Source organism: Klebsiella sp. PCX (genome assembly GCF_021869705.1).
Classification (GTDB): domain Bacteria; phylum Pseudomonadota; class Gammaproteobacteria; order Enterobacterales; family Enterobacteriaceae; genus Klebsiella; species Klebsiella quasipneumoniae.
This window is the reverse complement of the sequence record NZ_CP091527.1, coordinates 3,637,176-3,657,806: the sequence shown is the minus strand read 5'-3', so window position 1 is coordinate 3,657,806 and position 20,631 is coordinate 3,637,176. Positions and strand designations below refer to the sequence as shown.

19 protein-coding genes are annotated in these 20,631 nt (G+C 61.1%); 14 read left to right on the top strand and 5 right to left on the bottom strand.

The annotated features are described in order from the left end of the window. Positions 1–62 precede the first annotated feature (62 nt). Both nuoM and nuoN read left to right on the top strand, forming a co-directional pair. Positions 63–1,592, top strand: coding sequence for an NADH-quinone oxidoreductase subunit M (gene nuoM, locus GQR96_RS17320; RefSeq protein WP_004201738.1), 1,530 nt, complete (start codon positions 63–65; stop codon positions 1,590–1,592). Positions 1,593–1,598: 6 nt separating this feature from the next. Then, a complete protein-coding gene (gene nuoN / locus GQR96_RS17315) occupies positions 1,599–3,056 on the top strand; it encodes an NADH-quinone oxidoreductase subunit NuoN (RefSeq protein WP_004201737.1) in 1,458 nt (485 codons plus the stop codon). Positions 3,057–3,112: 56 nt separating this feature from the next. On the opposite strand, the gene rnz is transcribed toward nuoN, so the two are convergent. Then, entirely contained in the window at positions 3,113–4,033 is a 921-nt protein-coding gene (gene rnz, locus GQR96_RS17310; protein WP_069734073.1) for a ribonuclease Z, read from the bottom strand. 57 nt (positions 4,034–4,090) lie between these two features. Here rnz and GQR96_RS17305 point away from each other — a divergent pair, with 57 nt between their 5' ends. From GQR96_RS17305 to menE, 7 genes are all read left to right on the top strand, one after another. Continuing rightward, positions 4,091–4,552, top strand: a complete 462-nt coding sequence (locus GQR96_RS17305; protein WP_065903328.1) for a GNAT family N-acetyltransferase — start codon at positions 4,091–4,093, stop codon at positions 4,550–4,552. Between the two features lie 135 nt (positions 4,553–4,687). Beyond that, positions 4,688–5,977 carry an isochorismate synthase MenF gene (gene menF / locus GQR96_RS17300; protein WP_065903326.1) on the top strand — a complete coding sequence of 430 codons (1,290 nt, stop codon included), beginning with the start codon at positions 4,688–4,690 and terminating at the stop codon, positions 5,975–5,977. An 81-nt stretch (positions 5,978–6,058) separates the two neighbouring features. Next, positions 6,059–7,729, top strand: a complete 1,671-nt coding sequence (gene menD, locus GQR96_RS17295; RefSeq protein ID WP_065803080.1) for a 2-succinyl-5-enolpyruvyl-6-hydroxy-3-cyclohexene-1-carboxylic-acid synthase — start codon at positions 6,059–6,061, stop codon at positions 7,727–7,729. Further along, on the top strand, positions 7,726–8,484 hold the full coding sequence (menH, locus tag GQR96_RS17290) for a 2-succinyl-6-hydroxy-2,4-cyclohexadiene-1-carboxylate synthase (RefSeq protein ID WP_065903320.1): 759 nt from the start codon (positions 7,726–7,728) through the stop codon (positions 8,482–8,484). The genes menD and menH overlap by 4 nt, the downstream gene beginning before the upstream one ends. A 14-nt stretch (positions 8,485–8,498) precedes the next feature. Next, positions 8,499–9,356, top strand: a complete 858-nt coding sequence (gene menB, locus GQR96_RS17285; protein WP_032456427.1) for a 1,4-dihydroxy-2-naphthoyl-CoA synthase — start codon at positions 8,499–8,501, stop codon at positions 9,354–9,356. Next, the gene (gene menC, locus GQR96_RS17280; protein ID WP_065903318.1) at positions 9,356–10,321 is read left to right on the top strand and encodes an o-succinylbenzoate synthase; all 966 of its coding nucleotides are present in this window, start codon (positions 9,356–9,358) and stop codon (positions 10,319–10,321) included. The genes menB and menC overlap by 1 nt, the downstream gene beginning before the upstream one ends. After that, positions 10,318–11,679 (top strand): o-succinylbenzoate--CoA ligase, encoded by a 1,362-nt coding sequence (menE, locus tag GQR96_RS17275; protein WP_065903316.1) that lies wholly within the window; start codon positions 10,318–10,320, stop codon positions 11,677–11,679. The genes menC and menE overlap by 4 nt, the downstream gene beginning before the upstream one ends. Here menE and GQR96_RS17270 read toward each other — a convergent pair. The 3 genes from GQR96_RS17270 to GQR96_RS17260 are packed head-to-tail and all read right to left on the bottom strand — an operon-like array spanning position 11,676 to position 14,632. Beyond that, positions 11,676–13,193 carry a tripartite tricarboxylate transporter permease gene (locus GQR96_RS17270; RefSeq protein WP_004201726.1) on the bottom strand — a complete coding sequence of 506 codons (1,518 nt, stop codon included), beginning with the start codon at positions 13,191–13,193 and terminating at the stop codon, positions 11,676–11,678. The two genes, menE and GQR96_RS17270, sit on opposite strands and share 4 nt — an antisense overlap. Before the next feature lie 11 nt (positions 13,194–13,204). Then, a complete protein-coding gene (locus GQR96_RS17265) occupies positions 13,205–13,636 on the bottom strand; it encodes a tripartite tricarboxylate transporter TctB family protein (RefSeq protein ID WP_004201725.1) in 432 nt (143 codons plus the stop codon). Positions 13,637–13,651: 15 nt separating this feature from the next. Next, positions 13,652–14,632 carry a Bug family tripartite tricarboxylate transporter substrate binding protein gene (locus GQR96_RS17260; RefSeq protein ID WP_017899284.1) on the bottom strand — a complete coding sequence of 327 codons (981 nt, stop codon included), beginning with the start codon at positions 14,630–14,632 and terminating at the stop codon, positions 13,652–13,654. Between the two features lie 133 nt (positions 14,633–14,765). Here GQR96_RS17260 and tctD point away from each other — a divergent pair, with 133 nt between their 5' ends. Next, positions 14,766–15,443 carry a transcriptional regulator TctD gene (gene tctD, locus GQR96_RS17255; RefSeq protein ID WP_004201723.1) on the top strand — a complete coding sequence of 226 codons (678 nt, stop codon included), beginning with the start codon at positions 14,766–14,768 and terminating at the stop codon, positions 15,441–15,443. Beyond that, the gene (locus tag GQR96_RS17250) at positions 15,430–16,836 is read left to right on the top strand and encodes a sensor histidine kinase (protein ID WP_032456424.1); all 1,407 of its coding nucleotides are present in this window, start codon (positions 15,430–15,432) and stop codon (positions 16,834–16,836) included. The genes tctD and GQR96_RS17250 overlap by 14 nt, the downstream gene beginning before the upstream one ends. Here GQR96_RS17250 and nudI read toward each other — a convergent pair. Beyond that, the gene (nudI, locus tag GQR96_RS17245; RefSeq protein WP_017899287.1) at positions 16,828–17,253 is read right to left on the bottom strand and encodes a nucleoside triphosphatase NudI; all 426 of its coding nucleotides are present in this window, start codon (positions 17,251–17,253) and stop codon (positions 16,828–16,830) included. The genes GQR96_RS17250 and nudI overlap by 9 nt on opposite strands. 138 nt (positions 17,254–17,391) lie before the next feature. Here nudI and GQR96_RS17240 point away from each other — a divergent pair, with 138 nt between their 5' ends. The 3 genes from GQR96_RS17240 to GQR96_RS17230 all read left to right on the top strand — a co-directional run bounded on the left by GQR96_RS17240 (position 17,392) and on the right by GQR96_RS17230 (position 20,458). Further along, positions 17,392–18,333: an Rpn family recombination-promoting nuclease/putative transposase gene (locus GQR96_RS17240; protein ID WP_043520260.1), complete on the top strand. Its 942-nt coding sequence runs from the start codon at positions 17,392–17,394 to the stop codon at positions 18,331–18,333. A gap of 283 nt (positions 18,334–18,616) precedes the next feature. Beyond that, the gene (locus GQR96_RS17235) at positions 18,617–19,159 is read left to right on the top strand and encodes a YfaZ family outer membrane protein (RefSeq protein ID WP_004201712.1); all 543 of its coding nucleotides are present in this window, start codon (positions 18,617–18,619) and stop codon (positions 19,157–19,159) included. A gap of 102 nt (positions 19,160–19,261) precedes the next feature. Further along, on the top strand, positions 19,262–20,458 hold the full coding sequence (locus GQR96_RS17230) for a nicotinamide mononucleotide deamidase-related protein YfaY (protein WP_064187523.1): 1,197 nt from the start codon (positions 19,262–19,264) through the stop codon (positions 20,456–20,458). Positions 20,459–20,631 lie beyond the last annotated feature (173 nt).

Sequence of the window (20,631 nt, the reverse complement as noted above, 5' to 3'; positions counted from 1 at the left end):
CGGAGTTCGTTATGACGAGTAAGATAGCCTGAACCGGACTTAAATAAGGAATAAAAATCACCATGTTATTGCCTTGGTTGATATTAATCCCCTTTATCGGCGGCTTCCTGTGCTGGCAGACCGAACGCTTTGGCGTGAAAGTGCCGCGCTGGATCGCGCTGATTACCATGGGACTGACGCTGGTGCTTGGCCTGCAGCTGTGGATGCAGGGCGGCTATTCTCTGACGCAATCCGCGGGTATTCCGCAGTGGCAATCTGAGTTCGTGCTGCCGTGGATCCCACGCTTCGGCATTAGCATTCATCTGGCGATCGACGGCCTGTCGCTGCTGATGGTAGTGCTGACCGGCCTGCTCGGCGTGCTGGCGGTGCTCTGTTCCTGGCGCGAAATCGAAAAATACCAGGGCTTCTTCCACCTCAACCTGATGTGGATCCTGGGCGGCGTCATCGGCGTGTTCCTCGCCATCGACATGTTCCTGTTCTTCTTCTTCTGGGAAATGATGTTGGTGCCGATGTACTTCCTGATCGCGCTGTGGGGCCACAAAGCCTCTGATGGTAAAACGCGTATCACGGCGGCCACCAAGTTCTTCATCTATACCCAGGCGAGCGGCCTGGTGATGCTGATTGCCATTCTGGCGCTGGCATTCGTCCACTTCAACGCCACCGGCGTGTGGACTTTCAACTATGAAGAGCTACTGAAAACCCCGATGTCCCACGGCGTGGAATATCTGCTGATGCTCGGCTTCTTCATCGCCTTCGCGGTGAAAATGCCGGTGGTGCCGCTGCACGGCTGGCTGCCGGACGCCCACTCCCAGGCGCCGACCGCCGGTTCCGTCGACCTTGCGGGGATCCTGCTGAAAACTGCGGCCTACGGTCTGCTGCGCTTTGCGCTGCCGCTGTTCCCGAACGCCTCCGCCGAGTTTGCGCCTATCGCCATGTGGCTGGGCGTGATCGGGATCTTCTACGGCGCGTGGATGGCCTTTGCCCAGACTGATATCAAACGTCTCATCGCCTACACCTCCGTGTCCCACATGGGCTTCGTGCTGATTGCTATCTACACCGGCAGCCAGCTGGCGTATCAGGGGGCGGTGATCCAGATGATTGCTCACGGTCTCTCCGCGGCGGGTCTGTTTATTCTCTGCGGCCAGCTGTACGAACGTCTACATACCCGTGACATGCGTCAGATGGGCGGTCTGTGGAGCAAAATCAAATGGCTGCCGGCGATGTCGATGTTCTTCGCCGTCGCCACCCTGGGGATGCCGGGCACCGGTAACTTCGTCGGCGAATTTATGATCCTGTTCGGCAGCTATAAAGTGGTGCCGGTGATCACCGTGATCTCGACCTTTGGTCTGGTATTCGCGTCCGTTTACTCGCTGTCGATGCTGCATCGCGCTTACTTCGGTAAAGCGAAAAGCGAAATCGCGGCGAAAGCGCTGCCGGGGATGTCCCTGCGTGAACTGTCTATCATCCTGCTGCTGGTGGTGCTGCTGGTGCTGTTGGGCTTCTTCCCGCAGCCGATCCTCGACACCTCGCATGCTGCGATGAGCAACATTCAGCAGTGGTTTGTTAATTCTGTTTCTACTACAAGGCCGTAATTCGCCATGACAATAACTCCACAACAACTGATCGCACTGCTACCGCTGCTGATCGTCGGCTTGACGGTGGTGGTTGTGATGCTCTCCATTGCGTGGCGACGCAATCATTTTCTCAATGCCACGCTGTCGGTTCTCGGGCTTAACGCCGCGCTGGTCTCGCTCTGGTTCGTCGGCCAGAATGGGGCAATGGACGTCACGCCGCTGATCCGCGTTGACGGCTACGCGATGCTCTACACTGGGCTGGTGCTGCTGGCGAGTCTCGCCACCTGTACTTTCGCCTATCCGTGGCTTGAGGGTTACAAGGACAACAAAGAAGAGTTCTACCTGCTGGTGCTGATCGCCGCCCTGGGCGGCATTCTGCTGGCCGGTGCGAATCATCTGGCGGCGCTGTTCCTCGGCATTGAGTTAATCTCGCTGCCGCTGTTCGGCCTGGTCGGCTACGCCTTCCGCCAGAAGCGTTCGCTGGAAGCGAGCATCAAATACACCATCCTCTCCGCGGCAGCCTCCTCTTTCCTGCTGTTCGGTATGGCGCTGGTGTATGCGAACTCCGGCAACCTGTCCTTCCTTGCGCTGGGCAAGAGCCTGGCGGACAACACGCTGCACGAGCCGCTGCTGCTGGCGGGTCTCGGCCTGATGATCGTCGGTCTTGGCTTTAAGCTGTCGCTGGTGCCGTTCCACCTGTGGACGCCGGACGTTTACCAGGGGGCGCCTGCGCCGGTCTCCACCTTCCTGGCGACCGCCAGCAAGATCGCCATCTTCGGCGTGGTGATGCGTCTGTTCCTGTACATGCCGGTGGGCAACAGCGAAGCGGTGCGCGTGGTGCTGGGGCTGATCGCCTTCGCCTCTATCATCTTCGGTAACCTGATGGCGCTGAGCCAGACCAATATCAAACGTCTGCTCGGTTACTCTTCTATCTCCCACCTCGGCTATCTGCTGGTGGCGCTGATCGCCCTGCAAAGCGGCGAAATGTCGATGGAAGCCGTTGGCGTCTACCTGGCCGGCTACCTGTTCAGCAGCCTCGGCGCGTTCGGCGTGGTCAGCCTGATGTCCAGCCCATACCGTGGCCCGGACGCGGACTCGCTGTTCTCCTACCGCGGTCTGTTCTGGCACCGTCCGATCCTGTCGGCGGTGATGACGGTGATGATGCTCTCCCTGGCCGGTATCCCAATGACTCTTGGCTTTATCGGTAAGTTCTACGTGCTGGCCGTCGGTGTTCACGCCCATCTGTGGTGGCTGGTTGCTGCGGTAGTTGTCGGCTCGGCGATCGGTCTCTACTACTACCTGCGCGTGGCGGTGAGCCTGTACCTGAGCGCGCCGGAGCAGCTGAACCGTGATGCGCCGTCGAACTGGCAGTACAGCGCTGGCGGTATCGTGGTGCTGATCTCTGCCCTGCTGGTGTTGGTGCTCGGTATCTGGCCGCAGCCGCTGATTAGCATCGTGCAGCTGGCGACGCCGCTGATGTAAGTGGATTGACTCAATAAAAAAACCGCCGGAATGGCGGTTTTTTTATGCCCGGAATGTTACGCCACCGTGTAAACCATAAAGTCTTCCGCCAGCAGGGTGTCCGGGAAAATCTCCCGGCATTCCGCCAGCATCCGCAGGCAGCCCTCGGCATCGTAGCGTGAGCTAAAGTGGGTGGCGATAAGCGTGCCGATGCCTGCCTCTTTAGCCAGCGTCGCGGTCTGCTGACTGGAGGAGTGGCCGCGACTATTGGCTTTCTCCGCCATCGCCTGCTCCAGGGTGGTCTCGTGGACCATCACATCCGCCCCGCGCGCCATCTCCAGCGCCTGCGGGCAGGGGGCGGTATCGCCAAAGATGGCCAGCGTTTTACCCGGCGTGGCGGGCCCCAGGTAGCGGCTGCCGTCGATCACCCGGCCATCCGCCAGCGTCACCTGTTCACCGCGCTTAAGGCGGTGAAACAGCGGCCCGGGAGGCACGCCGTCGGCAATCAGCTGGGCGGCGTCGAGGGCGCCGGGCTTGTCGTGTTGCTCAATGCGATACCCGTAGCACTCCACCGGATGGCTAAGCGGGAACGCGGTGACCCGATAGCCCTCTTCGTCGAACACCAGACCGGGGCCGACTTCGATGATGGTCAGAGGATAGTCGGTCCACGAGCCGCTGAGGCGCAGCGCGGTGTCAATGAATTCTTTTATTCCTGTTGGTCCGTAGACCGTCAGCGGCAGCGAATTCCCCTGCATCGAGCGGCTGCACAGCAGCCCGGGCAGGCCGAACAGATGGTCGCCGTGCAAATGGGTAATAAAGATCTTATTCAGTTTGCCAGGATGATGGGGCGTATGCAGAAACTGATGCTGGGTCCCTTCGCCGCAGTCAAACAACCACATTTCGGCGCGGGTTGGCTGTTGCAAATTGAGTATTATCGACGTCATATTACGCGTGCGGGTCGGCACCCCGGCGGATGTCCCCAAAAAAGTTAATTCCATCGTCCAGTGTCCTCAGGGCGAGTCGCAAAACATCAGTATATCAATAAGGAGCAGCAGATGATGACCTGGCAGGATCTCCATCATAGTGAACTCACCGTTCCCCAGCTGTATGCGCTGCTGAAGCTGCGCAGCGAAGTCTTTGTCGTGGAGCAGCAGTGCGCTTATCAGGATGTCGACGGCGATGATTTGGTTGGGGAAAATCGCCATCTTCTCGGCTGGCGCGATGGCGAACTGGTGGCTTATGCGCGGATCCTTAAAAGCGAAGAGATGTACGATCCGGTGGTGATTGGCCGGGTTATCGTCACCCCCGCCGCGCGCGGCGAAAAGCTTGGCCATCAGCTGATGGCGCAGGCGCTGGCCAGCTGTCAGCGGCACTGGCCGCAAAAGTCGATTTACCTTGGGGCGCAGGCGCACCTGCAAGCTTTTTACGCCCACTTCGGTTTTACGCCGGTGACTGAGGTCTATGATGAGGATGGCATTCCGCACATCGGCATGGCGCGGGAAAGCCGCGCTGTTTGACCCCTTAACACTCACATTCCAACCCTGTTCCGGGCCGGCGAGCAGGTGAGATAAAACCCGCTCCCTCGTCATGGGTACTGCTATTCCGCCGACGAACCCCTTATAATGTGGGGTTTTACTACCGTGGAGGTTTGCGTGCTGTCTGTTTCCACTGCGCTGGCCCGTTTACGTGACGGCCTGAGTGAGCCCTTTCCTGACTCACCCGGCACGCGAATTATCGATATTGCCTTTCCGCTGAATGATGCCTTCGATCCGCTGCTATGGTGCGGCCAGCAGCCGCAGTGGCCGCAGTTCTACTGGCAACAGCGCAATGGCGACGAGGAGATGGCGGCGCTGGGGGCGGTAAAAAGCTTTCCCTCGCTCGACGCGGCGAACCGCTTTTTACACCAGGCCGGACGGCAGGATCTGCGCATCTGCGGCCTGAATGCGTTTGCCCCGCAGCAAGGCCGGCTGGTGCTGCCGCGTCTGGAATGGCGTCGGTGCGGCGGCAGGGCCGTGATGCGGCTGGTGCTGCACAGCGACCTCTCCCTGCGCGACGATGCCGTGACGGCGCGTGATTTTCTCGCCAGCCTGACCACCGCCCAGGCGACCCCTGGCGGCGTACCGCCGCTGTTGAGCGAGCGCCACTCCTCCGATTATCCCCTGTGGCAGGCAATGATAGACCTGGCGACGCAGGCCATCGCCGCCGGCGACATGGATAAAGTGGTGCTGGCGCGGGCAACCGACCTGCAGTTTGCCGCGCCGCTGGATGCCGTGAGCATCATGGCCGCCAGCCGCAGCCGCAATCTTAACTGTTTTCATTTCCTGATGGCGTTCAATGCCCGTCAGGCGTTTTTCGGCTCCACGCCGGAGCGGCTGTGGCGCCGGCGCGGCGCGCTGCTGCGCACCGAAGCGCTGGCGGGCACCGTCGCTAATCATCAGGATGACGCGAAGGCGCAGCAGTTGGCCGACTGGTTGATGAAAGACGACAAAAATCAGCGGGAAAACATGCTGGTGGTGGAGGATATCTGCCAGCGCCTGCAGAGTGAGGCCTCGACGCTGGACGTTCTGCCGCCGCAGGTGGTGAGGTTGCGCAAGGTACAGCATCTTCGACGCTGCATCTGGACCGAGCTGGCGGAGCCTGACGACAGCCGCTGTCTGCTGCAGCTGCAGCCTACCGCCGCGGTGGCCGGCCTGCCGCGGCGGGCGGCGCTGGCATTCATTCAGCGCCATGAACCTTTTTCCCGTGAATGGTACGCCGGTTCCGCCGGGTATCTGTCGCTGGCGCAAAGCGAGTTTTGCGTGGCGCTGCGTTCGGCGAAAGTGGACAACGACACCCTGCGACTGTATGCCGGGGCGGGGATCGTCAGCGGCTCCGATGCGCTGCAGGAGTGGCAGGAGATTGACAACAAAGCGGCCGGGCTGCGCTCGCTACTCTGTCCATAAGCGGGAATGACGATGCATATCAAAACGCCGTCACTTTGGCTTATCTATACTTAGCATCAATATTTGATACCGGACAATTTCATGTCAGTAAGCGCATTTAACCGACGCTGGGCGGCAGTGATCCTGGAAGCTTTAACGCGCCACGGCGTGCAGCATATCTGCATCGCGCCGGGCTCGCGCTCGACACCCTTAACCCTGGCGGCGGCGGAAAACCGCGCCTTTATCCATCATACCCATTTTGACGAACGCGGCCTTGGCCACCTGGCGCTCGGTCTGGCGAAAGCCAGTCGCCAGCCGGTGGCGGTCATTGTGACCTCCGGGACCGCCACCGCGAACCTCTATCCGGCGCTGATTGAGGCGGGTCTCACCGGGGAAAAGCTGATTCTCCTGACCGCCGACCGTCCGCCGGAGCTGATCGACTGTGGCGCCAATCAGGCGATTCGTCAGCCGGGGATGTTCGCCTCCCATCCGTCGCAGACGATTTCTCTGCCGCGTCCCTCGCAGGATATTTCCGCCCGCTGGCTGGTCTCGACCATCGACCAGGCGCTGGGCGAGCTGCACGCCGGCGGGGTGCATATCAACTGCCCGTTCGCCGAACCGCTGTATGGCGATATGGATGATACCGGCGTGGAGTGGCAGCATCAGCTCGGCAGCTGGTGGCAGAGCGATAAGCCCTGGCTGCGTCAGGCGCTGCAGAGGGAAAGTGAGAAACAGCGCGACTGGTTCTTCTGGCGGCAAAAGCGCGGCGTGGTCGTGGCGGGCAGAATGAGCGCTGCCGAAGGGAAAAAAGTGGCCGAGTGGGCCCAAACCCTCGGCTGGCCGCTGATCGGCGATGTCCTGTCGCAGACCGGGCAGCCGCTGCCGTGCGCTGACCTGTGGCTGGGCAATGGCAAAGCGGTGAGCGAGCTGGCGCAGGCGCAGATCGTGGTTCAGCTCGGCAGCAGCCTGACCGGCAAGCGGGTTCTGCAGTGGCAGGCCACCTGCGAGCCTGATGAATACTGGCTGGTGGATAATCTGCCCGGTCGTCTCGATCCGGCACAGCACCGCGGCCGCCGTCTGCTTGCCAGCGTTGACCGCTGGCTTGAGCTGCACCCGGCGGAGAAACGCCAGCCGTGGGCGACGGCCATTCCTGAACTGGCCCGTCAGGCGTGGGAGGCGGCGGTCGCCAGCAACGAACCCTTTGGCGAAGCGCAGCTGGCGCAGCGAATTCGCCGCTATCTGCCGGAACAGGGGCAACTGTTTGTCGGCAACAGCCTGGTGGTGCGCCTGATCGACGCCCTGGCGCAGCTGCCGGCCGGCTACCCGGTTTACAGCAACCGCGGCGCCAGCGGCATTGATGGCTTGATCGCCACCGCCGCCGGCGTGCAGCGCGCCAGCGCCAGGCCAACCCTGGCCATCGTCGGCGATCTTTCGGCGCTGTACGATCTCAACTCGCTGGCTCTACTGCGCCAGGCGTCGGCGCCGCTGGTGCTGATCGTGGTGAACAACAACGGCGGGCAGATTTTCTCCATGCTGCCGACGCCGCAGGACGAGCGGCGTCAGTTCTACTTAATGCCGCAGGATGTTGATTTCAGCCACGCGGCGGCGATGTTCGGCCTGGCCTATCATCGCCCGGCTGACTGGCAGGCGCTGGATGAGGCGCTGGCCGGCGCCTGGCGCAGGGCAGGGGCGACGGTGATTGAGCTGGCGGTCAATGAGACCGACGGCACACAGACCCTCCAGCAGCTGCTGGCGCAGGTAAGCCGCCTGTGACTCTCAGCGCGGCTATCGAACATGGCCAGCCGGGTTATCCCTGGCTGGTCTTTCTGCACGGTTTTTCCGGCGACCGCAACGAGTGGCGGGAAGTGGGCGACGCGTTTCGCGCCTGGCCGCGGCTGTATCTCGATCTGCCGGGCCACGGCGGCTCCGCGAATATCGCAGTGCAGGACTTTGCCGGGGTCAATATCCTGCTGCAGGCTACGCTTAATAGTTACAACATACTTAAATACTGGCTGATCGGTTACTCGCTGGGGGGCCGGGTGGCGATGAACTTCGCCTGCCAGCCGCGCGCGGGTCTGCGCGGCCTGATCGTCGAAGGCGGCCATCCGGGCCTGCAGGATGCCGAAGCGCGGCGGGCGCGGCGCAGCAACGACAGCGCCTGGGCGGACCGTTTTCGCCATGAGCCGTTGGCACAGGTCTTTGCCGACTGGTATCAGCAGCCGGTCTTCGCTTCACTGAACGCCGGGCAGCGCGCGGCGCTGGTCGCCTTACGCAGCCGGAACAACGGCGCGACGCTGGCGGCGATGCTGCAGGCGACCTCCCTTGCCGGGCAGGCCGATCTGCGCGCACCCCTGCAGGCGCGCGATTTCCCCTTTCATTACCTGTGCGGCGAGCGCGACGCGAAGTTTCATGCCATCGCCCAGGCGCTCGCGGCGGATCTCCATCTTATTCACCATGCCGGACACAACGCGCACCGGGACAACCCGGCGGCGGTGATTGCCTGTCTGGCGCAGATTTTGGCAAGTTAACTGAAGGACATTCTATGATCTCTCTTGATGAAGCAATGCTCTATGCCCCTGTTGAATGGCGCGATTGTTCCGAAGGCTATACCGATATTCGCTACCACAAATCGGCCGACGGCATTGCCAAAATCACTATCAACCGCCCGCAGGTGCGCAACGCCTTCCGCCCGCTGACCGTCAAAGAAATGATCCAGGCGCTGGCGGATGCCCGTTATGACGACAATATCGGGGTGATTGTCCTGACCGGCGAAGGTGAGAAAGCCTTTTGCGCGGGCGGCGATCAGAAAGTTCGCGGTGATTACGGCGGCTATCAGGATGACTCCGGCGTACATCATCTCAATGTACTCGACTTTCAGCGCCAGATCCGCACCTGCCCGAAACCGGTGGTGGCGATGGTGGCCGGCTACTCTATCGGCGGCGGCCACGTGTTGCACATGATGTGCGATCTGACCATCGCGGCGGAAAACGCCATCTTCGGTCAAACCGGGCCGAAGGTCGGCTCCTTCGACGGCGGCTGGGGCGCCTCCTATATGGCGCGCATCGTCGGGCAGAAAAAAGCGCGGGAAATCTGGTTCCTCTGCCGTCAGTATGACGCCCAGCAGGCGCTGGATATGGGGCTGGTGAACACCGTGGTGCCGCTGGCGGATCTGGAAAAAGAGACGGTGCGCTGGTGTCGGGAAATGCTGCAGAACAGTCCAATGGCGCTGCGCTGCCTGAAAGCGGCGCTGAACGCCGACTGCGACGGCCAGGCCGGTCTGCAGGAGCTGGCGGGCAACGCCACCATGCTGTTCTACATGACGGAAGAGGGGCAGGAAGGCCGCAATGCCTTCAACCAGAAACGTCAGCCGGACTTCAGCAAATTTAAACGGAATCCCTAATGCGCGTATCGCAGGTTTACCGCTGGCAGATACCGATGGACGCGGGCGTGGTGCTGCGCGAACGGCGGTTAAAAACCCGCGACGGCTTGTTCATCCGCCTGCGGGAGGGTGAACGCGAAGGCTGGGGGGAAATTTCTCCCCTGCCGGGATTCAGCGCAGAGACCCTGGAGGAGGCGCAGGCGGCGCTATTGCTCTGGGCGCAGGCCTGGCGCGACGGCGCGGAGCCGGCGCTTCCTGCGCTGCCTTCTGTCGCGTTTGGCATCAGTTGCGCGCAGGCGGAGCTCAGCGGCGAGCTGCCGCTGGCCGCGGATTATCGCGCAGCGCCGCTCTGCTCCGGCGATCCGGATGAGCTGTTCGCCAGACTGGCGGCGATGCCCGGCGAGAAAGTCGCTAAGGTGAAAGTGGGGCTCTGGGAGGCGGTCCGCGACGGCATGGTGGTTAATCTGCTGCTGGAAGCCATCCCCGACCTGCAGCTGCGTCTGGATGCCAACCGGGCCTGGACGCCGCTGAAAGCGCAGCAGTTTGCGAAATACGTCAATCCGGCGTATCGCCAGCGCATTGCGTTTATTGAGGAGCCCTGTAAAACGCGGGAGGACTCGCGGGCCTTTAGCCGCGAAGCCGGGATCGCTATCGCCTGGGATGAAAGCCTTCGCGAGGCGGATTTTCGCTTTGTCGCCGAGCCGGGCGTGCGCGCGGTGGTGATTAAGCCGACGCTAACCGGCAGTTTACACCAGGTTCAGCAGCAGGTCGCCGCGGCCCATGCGCTGGGGCTGAGCGCGGTGATCAGTTCGTCGATCGAGTCCAGCCTCGGGTTAACTCAGCTGGCGCGGGTTGCCGCCTGGCTGACGCCGCAGACCATCCCCGGACTGGACACCCTGTCGCTGATGGGCGCCCAGCTGGTGCGGCCGTGGCCGGAAAGCACCCTGCCGATGATCAACATGGATACGCTGGAGGCGCTGTTGTGAGCTTTTGCGACTGGCCCTGGCGCCACTGGCGCCAGCGGCGCGGAGAGGCGCAGGCGCTGCGCCTGAATGACCAGCCGCTGACCTGGCGCGACCTGTGCGACCACGTTGACGCGCTGGCGGCCGGCTTTGCCGCGCAGGGCGTAACGGCAGGTCACGGGGTGGCGCTGCAGGCTTTTAACCAGCCCTCGACGCTGCTGGCCTGGCTGGCGCTGCTGCAGTGCGGCGCGCGGGTGCTGCCGCTGAATCCGCAGCTGCCCGCAGCGTTGCTGCAGGAACTGCTGCCAGCGTTGACCGTCCAGCATCAGCTGGTGCTTAACGGCGATGCGCTGCCGGGGGATTTACCGGCGTTAACCCTGCAGGCGGCAGCGGGAACCCATGCTGTGCCGTGGCGCGGGGATCGTTTCGCCTCAATGACGCTGACCTCGGGGTCGACCGGTCTGCCGAAGGCTGCAGTGCATGATGCCAGCGCCCATCTGGCCAGCGCCGCCGGCGTGCTGGCGCTGATGCCGTTTGCCGCAGAAGATGACTGGCTGCTGTCGCTGCCGCTGTTTCATGTCTCCGGCCAGGGGATTATGTGGCGCTGGCTGCTGGCCGGCGCGCGGCTGACGGTGCGCGATAAACAGCCGCTGGCGCAGATGCTGCAGGGCTGCACCCACGCTTCGCTGGTGCCGACTCAGCTGTGGCGCCTGCTGAATGACGGTGCTGCGCTCTCCCTCAAGGCGGTGCTGCTTGGCGGCGCGGCGATCCCCGTCGAGTTGACCGAGCGGGCGCGGGGGCAGGGGGTACGCACCTACTGCGGCTATGGCCTGACCGAATTTGCTTCCACCGTCTGCGCCAAAGAGGCCGACGGTGCGGCGGATGTGGGCGCGCCGTTGCCGGGGCGGGAGATGAAAATCGTTGCTGGCGAGGTCTGGCTGCGGGCGGCGAGTATGGCCGCGGGCTACTGGCGCGACGGTCAATTGTTGCCATTGACCAACGACGAAGGGTGGTTTGCCACCCGCGATCGCGGCGAGATCATCAATGGACGGCTCACTCTCCTCGGGCGCCTGGATAATCTCTTTTTCAGCGGTGGGGAAGGGATCCAGCCTGAGGAGGTGGAACGGATCATCGTGGCGCATCCGCAGATACAACAGGCGTTTGTCGTGCCGCTGGACGATGCGGAATATGGCCAGCGTCCGGTCGCGGTGGTGGAATGCGATGATGGCTGCGAAATGAGCGTGCTGGCGGCATGGAGCGCGGAGCGGCTGGCGCGTTTCCAGCAGCCGGTGCGTTGGCTGCGGCTGCCGGAAACGTTAAAGAACGGTGGGATTAAGATCTCGCGCCGGGCGCTGCGCGAATGGGTCAATTCGCCGGCTTAGCCGATATTGGCTTCGGCGCGACGCTGGCGCTGTTTACGCCGTAGACGCAGCAGCGGCGGCACCACCAGCACGGCGATGGCCAGCACCAGCAGCGTTTTGGTCACTCCACTTTGCCACAGGATCGCCAGGTTGCCGTTGCTGATGGACAGCGCGCGACGCAGGTTCTGCTCCAGCATCTCCCCCAGCACGAAGCCAAGGATCAGCGGCGACATCGGGAAGTGCATTTTGCGCATGATGTAGCCAAGCACGCCAAGCCCCACCATCAGCAACAGGTCAAAAGTGGTGCTGTGTACCGCGTAAACGCCGACGGCGGAGACCGCGGCGATGGCCGGGACCAGAAACCACAGCGGAATGGTCAGCATACGGGTGAACAGGCCGATCAGCGGAATGTTCATGATAAGCAGCATCACGTTAGCGATCAGCAGGGCGGCAATCAGCCCCCAGACGATATCCGGCTGTTCGGTGAACATCGCCGGGCCGGGCGTAATGTTATACAGCGTCAGCGCGCCCATCATCACCGCGGTGGTGCCGGACCCTGGCACGCCGAGCGTCAGCATGGGAATAAAGGAACCGCAGGCGGAGGCGTTATTGGCCGCTTCCGGCGCCGCCACGCCGCGAATATCTCCCTTGCCGAAGTTATCGCTGTTACCGCTGAGTTTTTTCTCCGTCATGTAGGTAATGGCGCTGGCGATGGTCGCCCCGGCGCCGGGCAGAATACCGACGAAGAAACCCACCACCGAGGAGCGCAGCGTCGCGCCGACGCACTGTGCGGCCTCTTTGGTGTTAAACAGCATCCGTCCGGTTTTCCGCACCAGGGTTTGTCCGCCGCTGGTGCTCTCCAGCATCAGCAGGATCTCCGAAACCGAGAACAGGCCGATCACTACCACAATAAACTGTACGCCGTCGGAGAGATGGACGCTGTCGAAGGTGAAGCGGTAAACCCCGGTATTAGCGTCTACGCCCACCGTCGCCAGTCCCAGGCCGATTAACGCCGCGAGGAACGACTTCAGCGGGTTCTGCGCCATCATGCTGCCAAGACAGGCGATGGCGAAGACCATCAGCGCGAAGTATTCCGCGGGACCGAACGCCAGCGACCACTGGGCGAGCAGCGGCGCGAACAAAATAATGCCGCCGATGGCGATCAGTGAGCCAAAGAAGGAACTGACGGCGGAAATCGACAGCGCAACGCCGCCGCGACCCTGCTGGGCCATCGGATAGCCGTCGAGGGCGGTCATAATGGCGGCGGCATCGCCGGGCACGTTCAGCAGAATCGATGAAATACGCCCGCCGTATTCGCAACCGATATAGACCGTCGCCAGCAGGATCAGCGCCGACTCCGCGGGTAAATGCAGGGCGAAAGCCAGCGGCAGCAGGATCGCCACGCCGTTGATAGGCCCCAGCCCCGGCAGCAGGCCGACGATAGTCCCGACAAAGCAGCCGATCAGGGCGATCAGCAGGTTCTCCGGCGTCATGGCGACGGCGAAGCCCTGCGAGAGATAGATCCAGGTATCCATAAACGCCTCCGTTAATTAAACCAGATGCCGAGGGGCAAGGTGACATCGAGCAGGGTGTCGAAGGCGTACCATAACGACACGCCCATCGCGACGCCGGCAATGCCCGCCGCCGGCAGCGTCGCGCCGAACAGCAGACCAATGATCGCCGTCAGCAGCGCGGTGGCCAACGGAAAACCGAGCCATTCAAACCCCCAGGCGTACACCACCAGCACCACGACCATGGTCAGCAGACGCTGCAGCACATGCCGTCCCGGCCACTCGACGGCGTCCGGGCGACGCAGCAGCATTAACGCCGAGCACAGCAGCATCAGGCCGATGATCCCGAGCGGGAAGGGGCGCGGGCCGACGGGTTCATAGGAGTATTCGCTATGGATCTGCCAGGCGATAAACAGACCGCCAGTACATAACAACAGCCATACTCCGGCAAAAATACGATCGCTCATGAGCGCCTCCGCGGTTTATTTTGCCAGGCCAAAGGCTTTCGCCTGTTCGCGGTAGTCGCTGACCTGCTGCTTAACGTAGGTATCGAGCGCCTTGCCGTTCATATTGAATTCAAACAGGCCGCGCAGTTCACGTTGCTTTTTGAACGCTTCGGTTTGCTGCAGTTTAGTGAATTCATCGACCCACCACTGGTACTCGGCGTCGCTGACTTTCGGGCCCATAAAGAAGCCGCGAATAATCGGCCAGACCAGGTCGTAGCCCTGCTCTTTTGCAGTGGGGACATCGGCGAGCGCCCCCGGCAGCCGTTCACTGGAGAAGACCGCCAGCACGCGGATTTTATTGCCCTGCAGATAGGGCACCATCTCGCTGAGATCGCCGGAGACTGCCTGCACATGGTTACCGAGCAGCGCGGTCACCGGCTCGCCGCCGCCTTCAAAGGCGACATAGCGCATTTTATGCGGGTCGACGTTGGCTTTTTGCGCCAGCAGCGCCGCTTTCATCCAGTCCTGACTGCCGATAGAGGCCCCGGCGCCAATCACGATACTGGAGGGGTTTTTCTCCATCGCGGTCATAAACGATTTCAGATCTTTCCATGGCGAATCGGCGCGCACGGCGATCATGCCGTAGTCGGTGCCGACGCTCGCCAGCCAGCGCACGTCATCGACGCTGTAACGGCCGAATTTACCCTGCGACAGGTTTAGCAGCGAGCCGCCGGAGAAGGCGACGACGGTCCCCGGCTCTGCCGGGCGTTGGGCGACAATGGCGTTGTAGGCCACCGCGCCCACGCCGCCGGGCATATAGGTGACGCGCATCGGTTTTTCGATGGCGCCGGTTTCCATCAGGCTCACCTGAATCAGCTTACAGGTCAGGTCAAAGCCGCCGCCCGGTTTAGCAGGCGCGATACATTCGGTGCGGGACGGGGCCTCCGCGGCGAAGGCGGATGTGGTACAGAGGCACAGCGCGATGGCGCTCAGATGACGGAGAAATGGCGTTTTCATAGGCTTCCTCAGCAGGTACAGGGCAGGTTTTTTTGATTATGTGAACCGACATATGGCGATTCGGTTGCATGATTGTTAAAACAGTTACCTTTCATTTCCCTTTCAATGCGGCAGCAACGTTACAGGATGTGATATGCGTCTCTTATTAGCCGAGGATAACCGTGAGCTGGCTCACTGGCTGGAAAAAGCGCTGGTGCAGGGCGGTTTTGCCGTGGATTGTGTCGCTGACGGGCGTGCAGCCGACCATCTGCTGCAAAGCGAGCAATATGCGTTGGCGGTGCTGGATATCGGTATGCCGGGGTACGATGGCCTTGAAGTGGTCCAGCGGCTGCGCAAGCGCGGGCAGACTCTGCCGGTGCTGTTGCTGACCGCCCGCAGCGCGGTAGCGGACCGGGTGAAAGGTTTAAATGCCGGCGCGGATGACTATTTACCCAAGCCCTTTGAGCTGGAAGAGCTTGACGCCCGCCTGCGGGCGCTGCTCCGGCGCAGCGAAGGGCAGGTGCATGAGGTGCAGCAGCTTGGTGAGCTGGCGTATTGTGACGAAGGCTATTTTTTACTCCGTGGCCAGATGCTGTCTTTGACGCCGCGTGAGCTGGCGTTATTGAAGGTGCTGATGTTTCGCCGCACCCGCCCGGTTTCGCGCCAGCAGTTATTCGAACAGGTGTTCAGTCTTAGCGACGACGTCAGTCCGGAAAGCATCGAACTCTATATTCACCGTCTGCGCAAGAAACTTCAGGCGAGCAATGTGCGTATAACCACCCTGCGCGGGTTAGGCTATCTGCTTGAGTGCGAGCGCCATGAGATGGGGTAAGCCGCAATCGCTCTATGCCCAACTGTTGCTGTTTCTCGGCCTGCCGCTGGTTCTGCTGTGGGGACTCTCCGCGTTTAATAGCTACGTCAGCGCGCTGCAGGCGGCGACGCAAGCCTACGATCGTACCCTGCTGTCGTCGGCGCGGACGGTGGCCGAGCGGTTGGTGGTTCGCGGAGGACAACTGGAGGTGAATGTGCCCTGGGTGGTGCTGGACAGCTTCGAGCTCAACATGAACGATCGCCTCTATTACAAGGTGCTTGACCCGCAGGGGAAGGTCATTTCCGGCTATGACGATCTGCCCGCGATGCCGCCCTCCACCTCGCGAACTCAGCTCTATCCGGCGCTGGCATGGTTTTATCATACCGAATATCGCGGTCAGGCAATTCGCGTGGCGCGCCTGCTGCAGCCCATCAACGAAGGGGGCATCGTGGGCATGGCGGAGATCTATATTGCCGAAACGCTGCAGTCCCGCCGCTGGCTGGCTGGACAATTACTCTTCTCATCCTGGGTGTCGCAGGGCTTACTGGTCCTGTTGACGCTGGTGCTGGCAGCCTGGCTGCTGCGCCGCGTGCTGCGGCCCATGCGCCAGCTCTCCGCGCTGATGGTGCGCCGTGAACCCGGCCTGCTGACGCCGCTGCCGGAGCTGCTGCCCTGGTCAGAAACGCGGCTGCTGATTGTCGCGTTCAACCGCTATATCGACCGCCTGCGGGTGATGATCTCCCGCCAGGAGCGCTTCAGCGCCGATGCGTCCCATCAGCTGAAAACCCCGCTGGCGGTGCTGAAAACGCAGGCTTCGGTTGCGCTGGCCAGCGACGATCCGCAACTGTGGCGCGAAAGCCTGCAGGCGATGCGCGCCACGCTGGACGATACGGTCTTGTTAACGGAGCGGTTGCTGCAGCTGGCGACGGTAAAACAGCGGGATCAGGCGTTTGCGGTGATTAACTTGCCGGAAATTGTGCGCAACAGCTGCTTTTCGCGTATTGCGCAAGCGCGGAGCAAACATATCGATCTTGGCTATGAGGGCGAGCAGTCGGCGGTACAGGTGGCAGGCGATAGCGTTCTGCTGGGGGAACTGTGCGCTAACCTGCTCGACAATGCCATTCGCTATACCCCGGAATATGGTACGGTCACGCTTAGCCTGCATCGCGACGGCGACGCCGTGCTGCTCAGCGTGGAAGACAGCGGCCCGGGAATTGACGACCAGCAGGTACACCAGGCGCTGATGCCGTTTCGCCGCCTCGATAACGCGGGCGCGATACCCGGCGCCGGGCTGGGGCTGGCGCTGGTAAACGATATCGCGCGTCTGCATCGTAGCCACCTGCAGCTTTCGCGCAGCGAAAGCCTGGGCGGACTGAAGGCGACGCTGCGCCTGCCGACCGTGGCGTCAGAGTAGCCCCTTCATGCTCAGGGTGAGGCGGGTAGCGGCGTTGAGATCGTAGTTTTTAAGCTCATCCGCTTTCACCCAGGCGTAATCGTCAAACTCCTCGTTGATCGTCACGTCACGATTGGCGCTGACGCAGTCGAAGATCAGATAGATCATATAGATCGCTTCCTGGCGCCCGTCGGGGTAAGTTTTAACACGGGTATCATCGCGGAAGCTCCACGGCGCAATATGGGTAAGGATGAGTTTTTCGCCGAGCTCTTCGCGGATTTCCCGGCGCAGCGCCTCTTCAAGACGTTCCCCAGGCTCTACGCCGCCGCCGGATAAGGCCCATTGTCCGGGAAAAACGCCGCGGTCGGCAGCCATCTTGCACAACAGGTAATGGCCATCATTTTGGATTAGCGGGCAAACAATCGTCCTTTGACGCATGATCTTTCTCCTTCGCAGTAAGTCGGGCTGGGTATCGAGGAAACAGTTTGCGAGGCGCCTCGGCAAACCGCAAGGGAAATACGGCGCTGGCTTTACAGAGTGATAAGTTAAGCGAAAATTATCGTATGGAGAGCCACCATGGAAAGGACCACCCATTCCCCACATGACGCCGTGTTTAAACACCTACTGTCGCATCGGGCGACGGCGCGGGATTTTCTGGACATTCACCTTCCTGAACATTTGCGAGAATTATGCAATCTGCAAACGCTGCAGTTGGAGTCCGGAAGTTTTATCGATGAAGACCTGCGCGCCAGCCATTCCGATATTCTTTACTCGCTGCAAACCCAGGCGGGGGACGGATATATCTATCTGCTTATCGAACATCAAAGCTCTGCGGACCGTCATATGGCATTTCGCCTGATGCGTTATGCGATAGCAGCGATGCAGCGCCATCTGGATAAAGGACATACGCAACTGCCATTGGTGATCCCGCTGCTTTTTTATCATGGGCAAGTCTCGCCCTGGCCGTATCCCATGTGCTGGCTGGAAGGATTTGCTCATCCGCAAACCGCGCGGCAAGTATACAATCAGGATTTTCACTTAATCGATATCACGGTGCTTCCTGACGATACAATAATGCAGCACCGACGGGTCGCGATGCTTGAGTTGCTGCAAAAGCATATCCGGCAACGCGATATGATGGAACTGCAGGAGCAACTAGCCAGCCTGTTAGCGCTGGGATACACTAGCCGCAGACAGCTCAGGACGCTGCTTCACTATTTATTGCAGGCAGGAAATGCCGCCGATCCGGTCGCCTTTTTACGTAATCTTGCGCAAAATGTCCCCAGGCGGCTGCATAAGGAGACGCTAATGAACATTGCCCAGTTTCTGGAACAACGCGGCCATCAGCAGGGCCTTGAGCAGGGCCTTGAGCAGGGCCTGCAGCAAGGTCTTGAACAGGGAGAACAATTGGCTGCGCAACGTATTGCCCAGGCGATGCTGGAAAACGGGCTTGATCTGGCGCTGGTGGCGAAGCTGACGGGGCTTGCGCCGGAGCGCCTGGCCCTGCTCGCCCATTAATTTTTCTGCTTCCTTCAAACAGCCTGCGCGACGGCGATTGCGCAGGTAAATATAGATTTATTTAATCAATACAACCTAATTAAATATAATTCCACTGAATTTGAATGCGATGAAATTTACTTTCTTTCGCAAATGCGCGGCGGTATTGCTGTAAAAAGACGCAACTGGTTACACTCTTGTGAAAAATCATTTCGCCAGGTCATTGATTCCTGACGAGTGCGCAGTAGAATTTTCGGGTTTTTTCGGGACTTCTTTGATTTTAATTTTCTGGATAGAGTAAATAATGAAAAAAAGCATTTTTATGGCGCTGGCTGGCGTCATGCTGGTTTCTTCGGCGGCCCATGCGATCAGCGTTACCGGCGAAGCAGGCGAGCATTACACCAACCTTGGGGTCGGCTTCGGCACCGAGTCCACCGGTCTGGCTGTTTCGGGTAACTGGTTGCACAGCGATAACGACGGCGACGCCGCGGGTTTAGGCCTGGGCCTGAATATTCCGCTGGGGCCGTTCCTCGCGACCGTGGGCGGTAAAGGGGTATACACCAACCCGAAACAGGGTGATGAAGGCTATGCGGCCGCGGTCGGCGGCGGCCTGCAGTGGAAAATCGGCGACAGCTTCCGTCTGTATGGCGACTACTACTATTCTCCAGATTCCCTCTCCAGCGGTATTGACAGCTATCAGGAAGCCAACGTCGGCGCCAGCTGGACCATTATGCGTCCGCTCAGCATCCAGGCGGGCTATCGCTATCTGAACCTGGCGGGTAAAGATGGCAATCGCGATAACACCATCGCCGACGGCCCGTACATCGGCGCCAGCGCCAGCTTCTAATCTCCTCCGGCGCGGTCTCTTCTTGCCGCGCCAGATTTTCCTCCTCGTCAGCCTCCCGCTTTGCGTTATAGTATTTGCCACCTGGCAGGCAAGGAGTGAGCAATGTTGAATGTGGAAATGCTGTCCACTGGCGATGAAGTGTTGCATGGTCAAATCGTTGACACCAATGCAGCATGGCTGGCGGATTTCTTTTTTAATCAGGGTTTACCGTTAACGCGCCGTCATACCGTCGGCGACGATCTCGATGCGCTGGTGGCGATTCTGCGCGAACGCAGCGAACAGGCGGATGTGCTGATCGTCAATGGCGGCCTCGGCCCCACCAGCGACGACCTGAGCGCGCTGGCCGCGGCCACCGCGAAAGGCGAAGGGCTTATTTTGCATCCGGAGTGGCTGGATACCATGACCCGCTTCTTTGCCGAACGTGGGCGGCCGATGGCGGAAAGCAACCGTAAGCAGGCGGAAATCCCCGCCAGCGCCGAGATGATCAATAACCCGGTGGGCACGGCCTGTGGCTTTGCCATCCAGCTCAATCGCTGCCTGATGTTTTTCACCCCCGGCGTACCCTCTGAATTTAAAGTGATGGTCGAGCAGGAGATTTTACCGCGTCTGCGCCAGCGCTTTACGCTGCCGGAGCCGCCGGTATGCCTGCGTCTGACCACCTTTGGCCGCTCGGAGAGCGAGCTGGCGCAAAGCCTCAATCCGCTGACGTTACCGCCTGGCGTCGTGATGGGCTACCGCTCGTCGATGCCGATCATTGAGCTGAAGCTGACCGGACCGGCTGAGCAGCGTGACGCCATGCTGGCTCTGTGGCCGGAAGTGCGTAAAGTGGCTGGCGACAGCCTGATTTTCGAAGGCACTGAAGGGTTACCGGCGCAGATTGCACGCTCCCTGCAGGAGCGGCAGCTGAGCCTGACGCTCAGCGAGCAGTTTACCGGCGGTCTGCTGGCGCTCCAGCTGTCCCGCGCCGGCGCGCCGCTGCTGGCCAGCGAAGTGGTCCCGGCGCAGGAGGAGACGCTGGCGCAGGCGGCCCGCTGGGCGGCCGAGCGGCGCATAAACCATTTTGCCGGCCTGGCCCTGGCGGTGAGCGGCCAGGAGAACGATCATCTTAACGTGGCCCTGGCCACCCCGGACGGCACCTTCGCGCTGCGGGTGAAGTTCAGCGTCACCCGCCACAGCCTGGCGGTACGTCAGGAAGTCTGCGCCATGATGGCATTAAACCTGCTGCGTCGCTGGCTGAATGGCCAACCGCTGGCCAGCGAACATGGCTGGATTAACGTGGTGGATTCCCTCTCGCTGTAAGTCGTTTCCCGGCGCACGGGCTTCTCCCTGGCGCCGGTTGTCCAGCCTGTTGTACTCTCCTGAAAAAATTCTGTGCGTTAAGTCGCAATTTTCCGCTGCGAACGGTCCAGCATACGGGAAAGCGATTGCCCCGCGATGTCGCTCACACTTTACCGCCCGGACAACCGCAACAC

Excerpts from the sequence above, each read along its gene's own strand:
- GQR96_RS17235 (WP_004201712.1), top strand. The coding sequence starts at position 18,617 with ATGAAAAAAAGCATTTTTATGGCGCTGGCTGGCGTCATGCTGGTTTCT.
- nudI (WP_017899287.1), bottom strand. The coding sequence starts at position 17,253 with ATGCGTCAAAGGACGATTGTTTGCCCGCTAATCCAAAATGATGGCCAT.
- GQR96_RS17265 (WP_004201725.1), bottom strand. The coding sequence starts at position 13,636 with ATGAGCGATCGTATTTTTGCCGGAGTATGGCTGTTGTTATGTACTGGC.
- menD (WP_065803080.1), top strand. The coding sequence starts at position 6,059 with ATGTCAGTAAGCGCATTTAACCGACGCTGGGCGGCAGTGATCCTGGAA.
- GQR96_RS17230 (WP_064187523.1), top strand. The coding sequence starts at position 19,262 with ATGTTGAATGTGGAAATGCTGTCCACTGGCGATGAAGTGTTGCATGGT.
- GQR96_RS17270 (WP_004201726.1), bottom strand. The coding sequence starts at position 13,193 with ATGGATACCTGGATCTATCTCTCGCAGGGCTTCGCCGTCGCCATGACG.
- nuoM (WP_004201738.1), top strand. The coding sequence starts at position 63 with ATGTTATTGCCTTGGTTGATATTAATCCCCTTTATCGGCGGCTTCCTG.
- GQR96_RS17240 (WP_043520260.1), top strand. The coding sequence starts at position 17,392 with ATGGAAAGGACCACCCATTCCCCACATGACGCCGTGTTTAAACACCTA.
- GQR96_RS17250 (WP_032456424.1), top strand. The coding sequence starts at position 15,430 with ATGAGATGGGGTAAGCCGCAATCGCTCTATGCCCAACTGTTGCTGTTT.
- menB (WP_032456427.1), top strand. The coding sequence starts at position 8,499 with ATGATCTCTCTTGATGAAGCAATGCTCTATGCCCCTGTTGAATGGCGC.
- tctD (WP_004201723.1), top strand. The coding sequence starts at position 14,766 with ATGCGTCTCTTATTAGCCGAGGATAACCGTGAGCTGGCTCACTGGCTG.
- rnz (WP_069734073.1), bottom strand. The coding sequence starts at position 4,033 with ATGGAATTAACTTTTTTGGGGACATCCGCCGGGGTGCCGACCCGCACG.
- menC (WP_065903318.1), top strand. The coding sequence starts at position 9,356 with ATGCGCGTATCGCAGGTTTACCGCTGGCAGATACCGATGGACGCGGGC.
- GQR96_RS17260 (WP_017899284.1), bottom strand. The coding sequence starts at position 14,632 with ATGAAAACGCCATTTCTCCGTCATCTGAGCGCCATCGCGCTGTGCCTC.
- nuoN (WP_004201737.1), top strand. The coding sequence starts at position 1,599 with ATGACAATAACTCCACAACAACTGATCGCACTGCTACCGCTGCTGATC.
- GQR96_RS17305 (WP_065903328.1), top strand. The coding sequence starts at position 4,091 with ATGATGACCTGGCAGGATCTCCATCATAGTGAACTCACCGTTCCCCAG.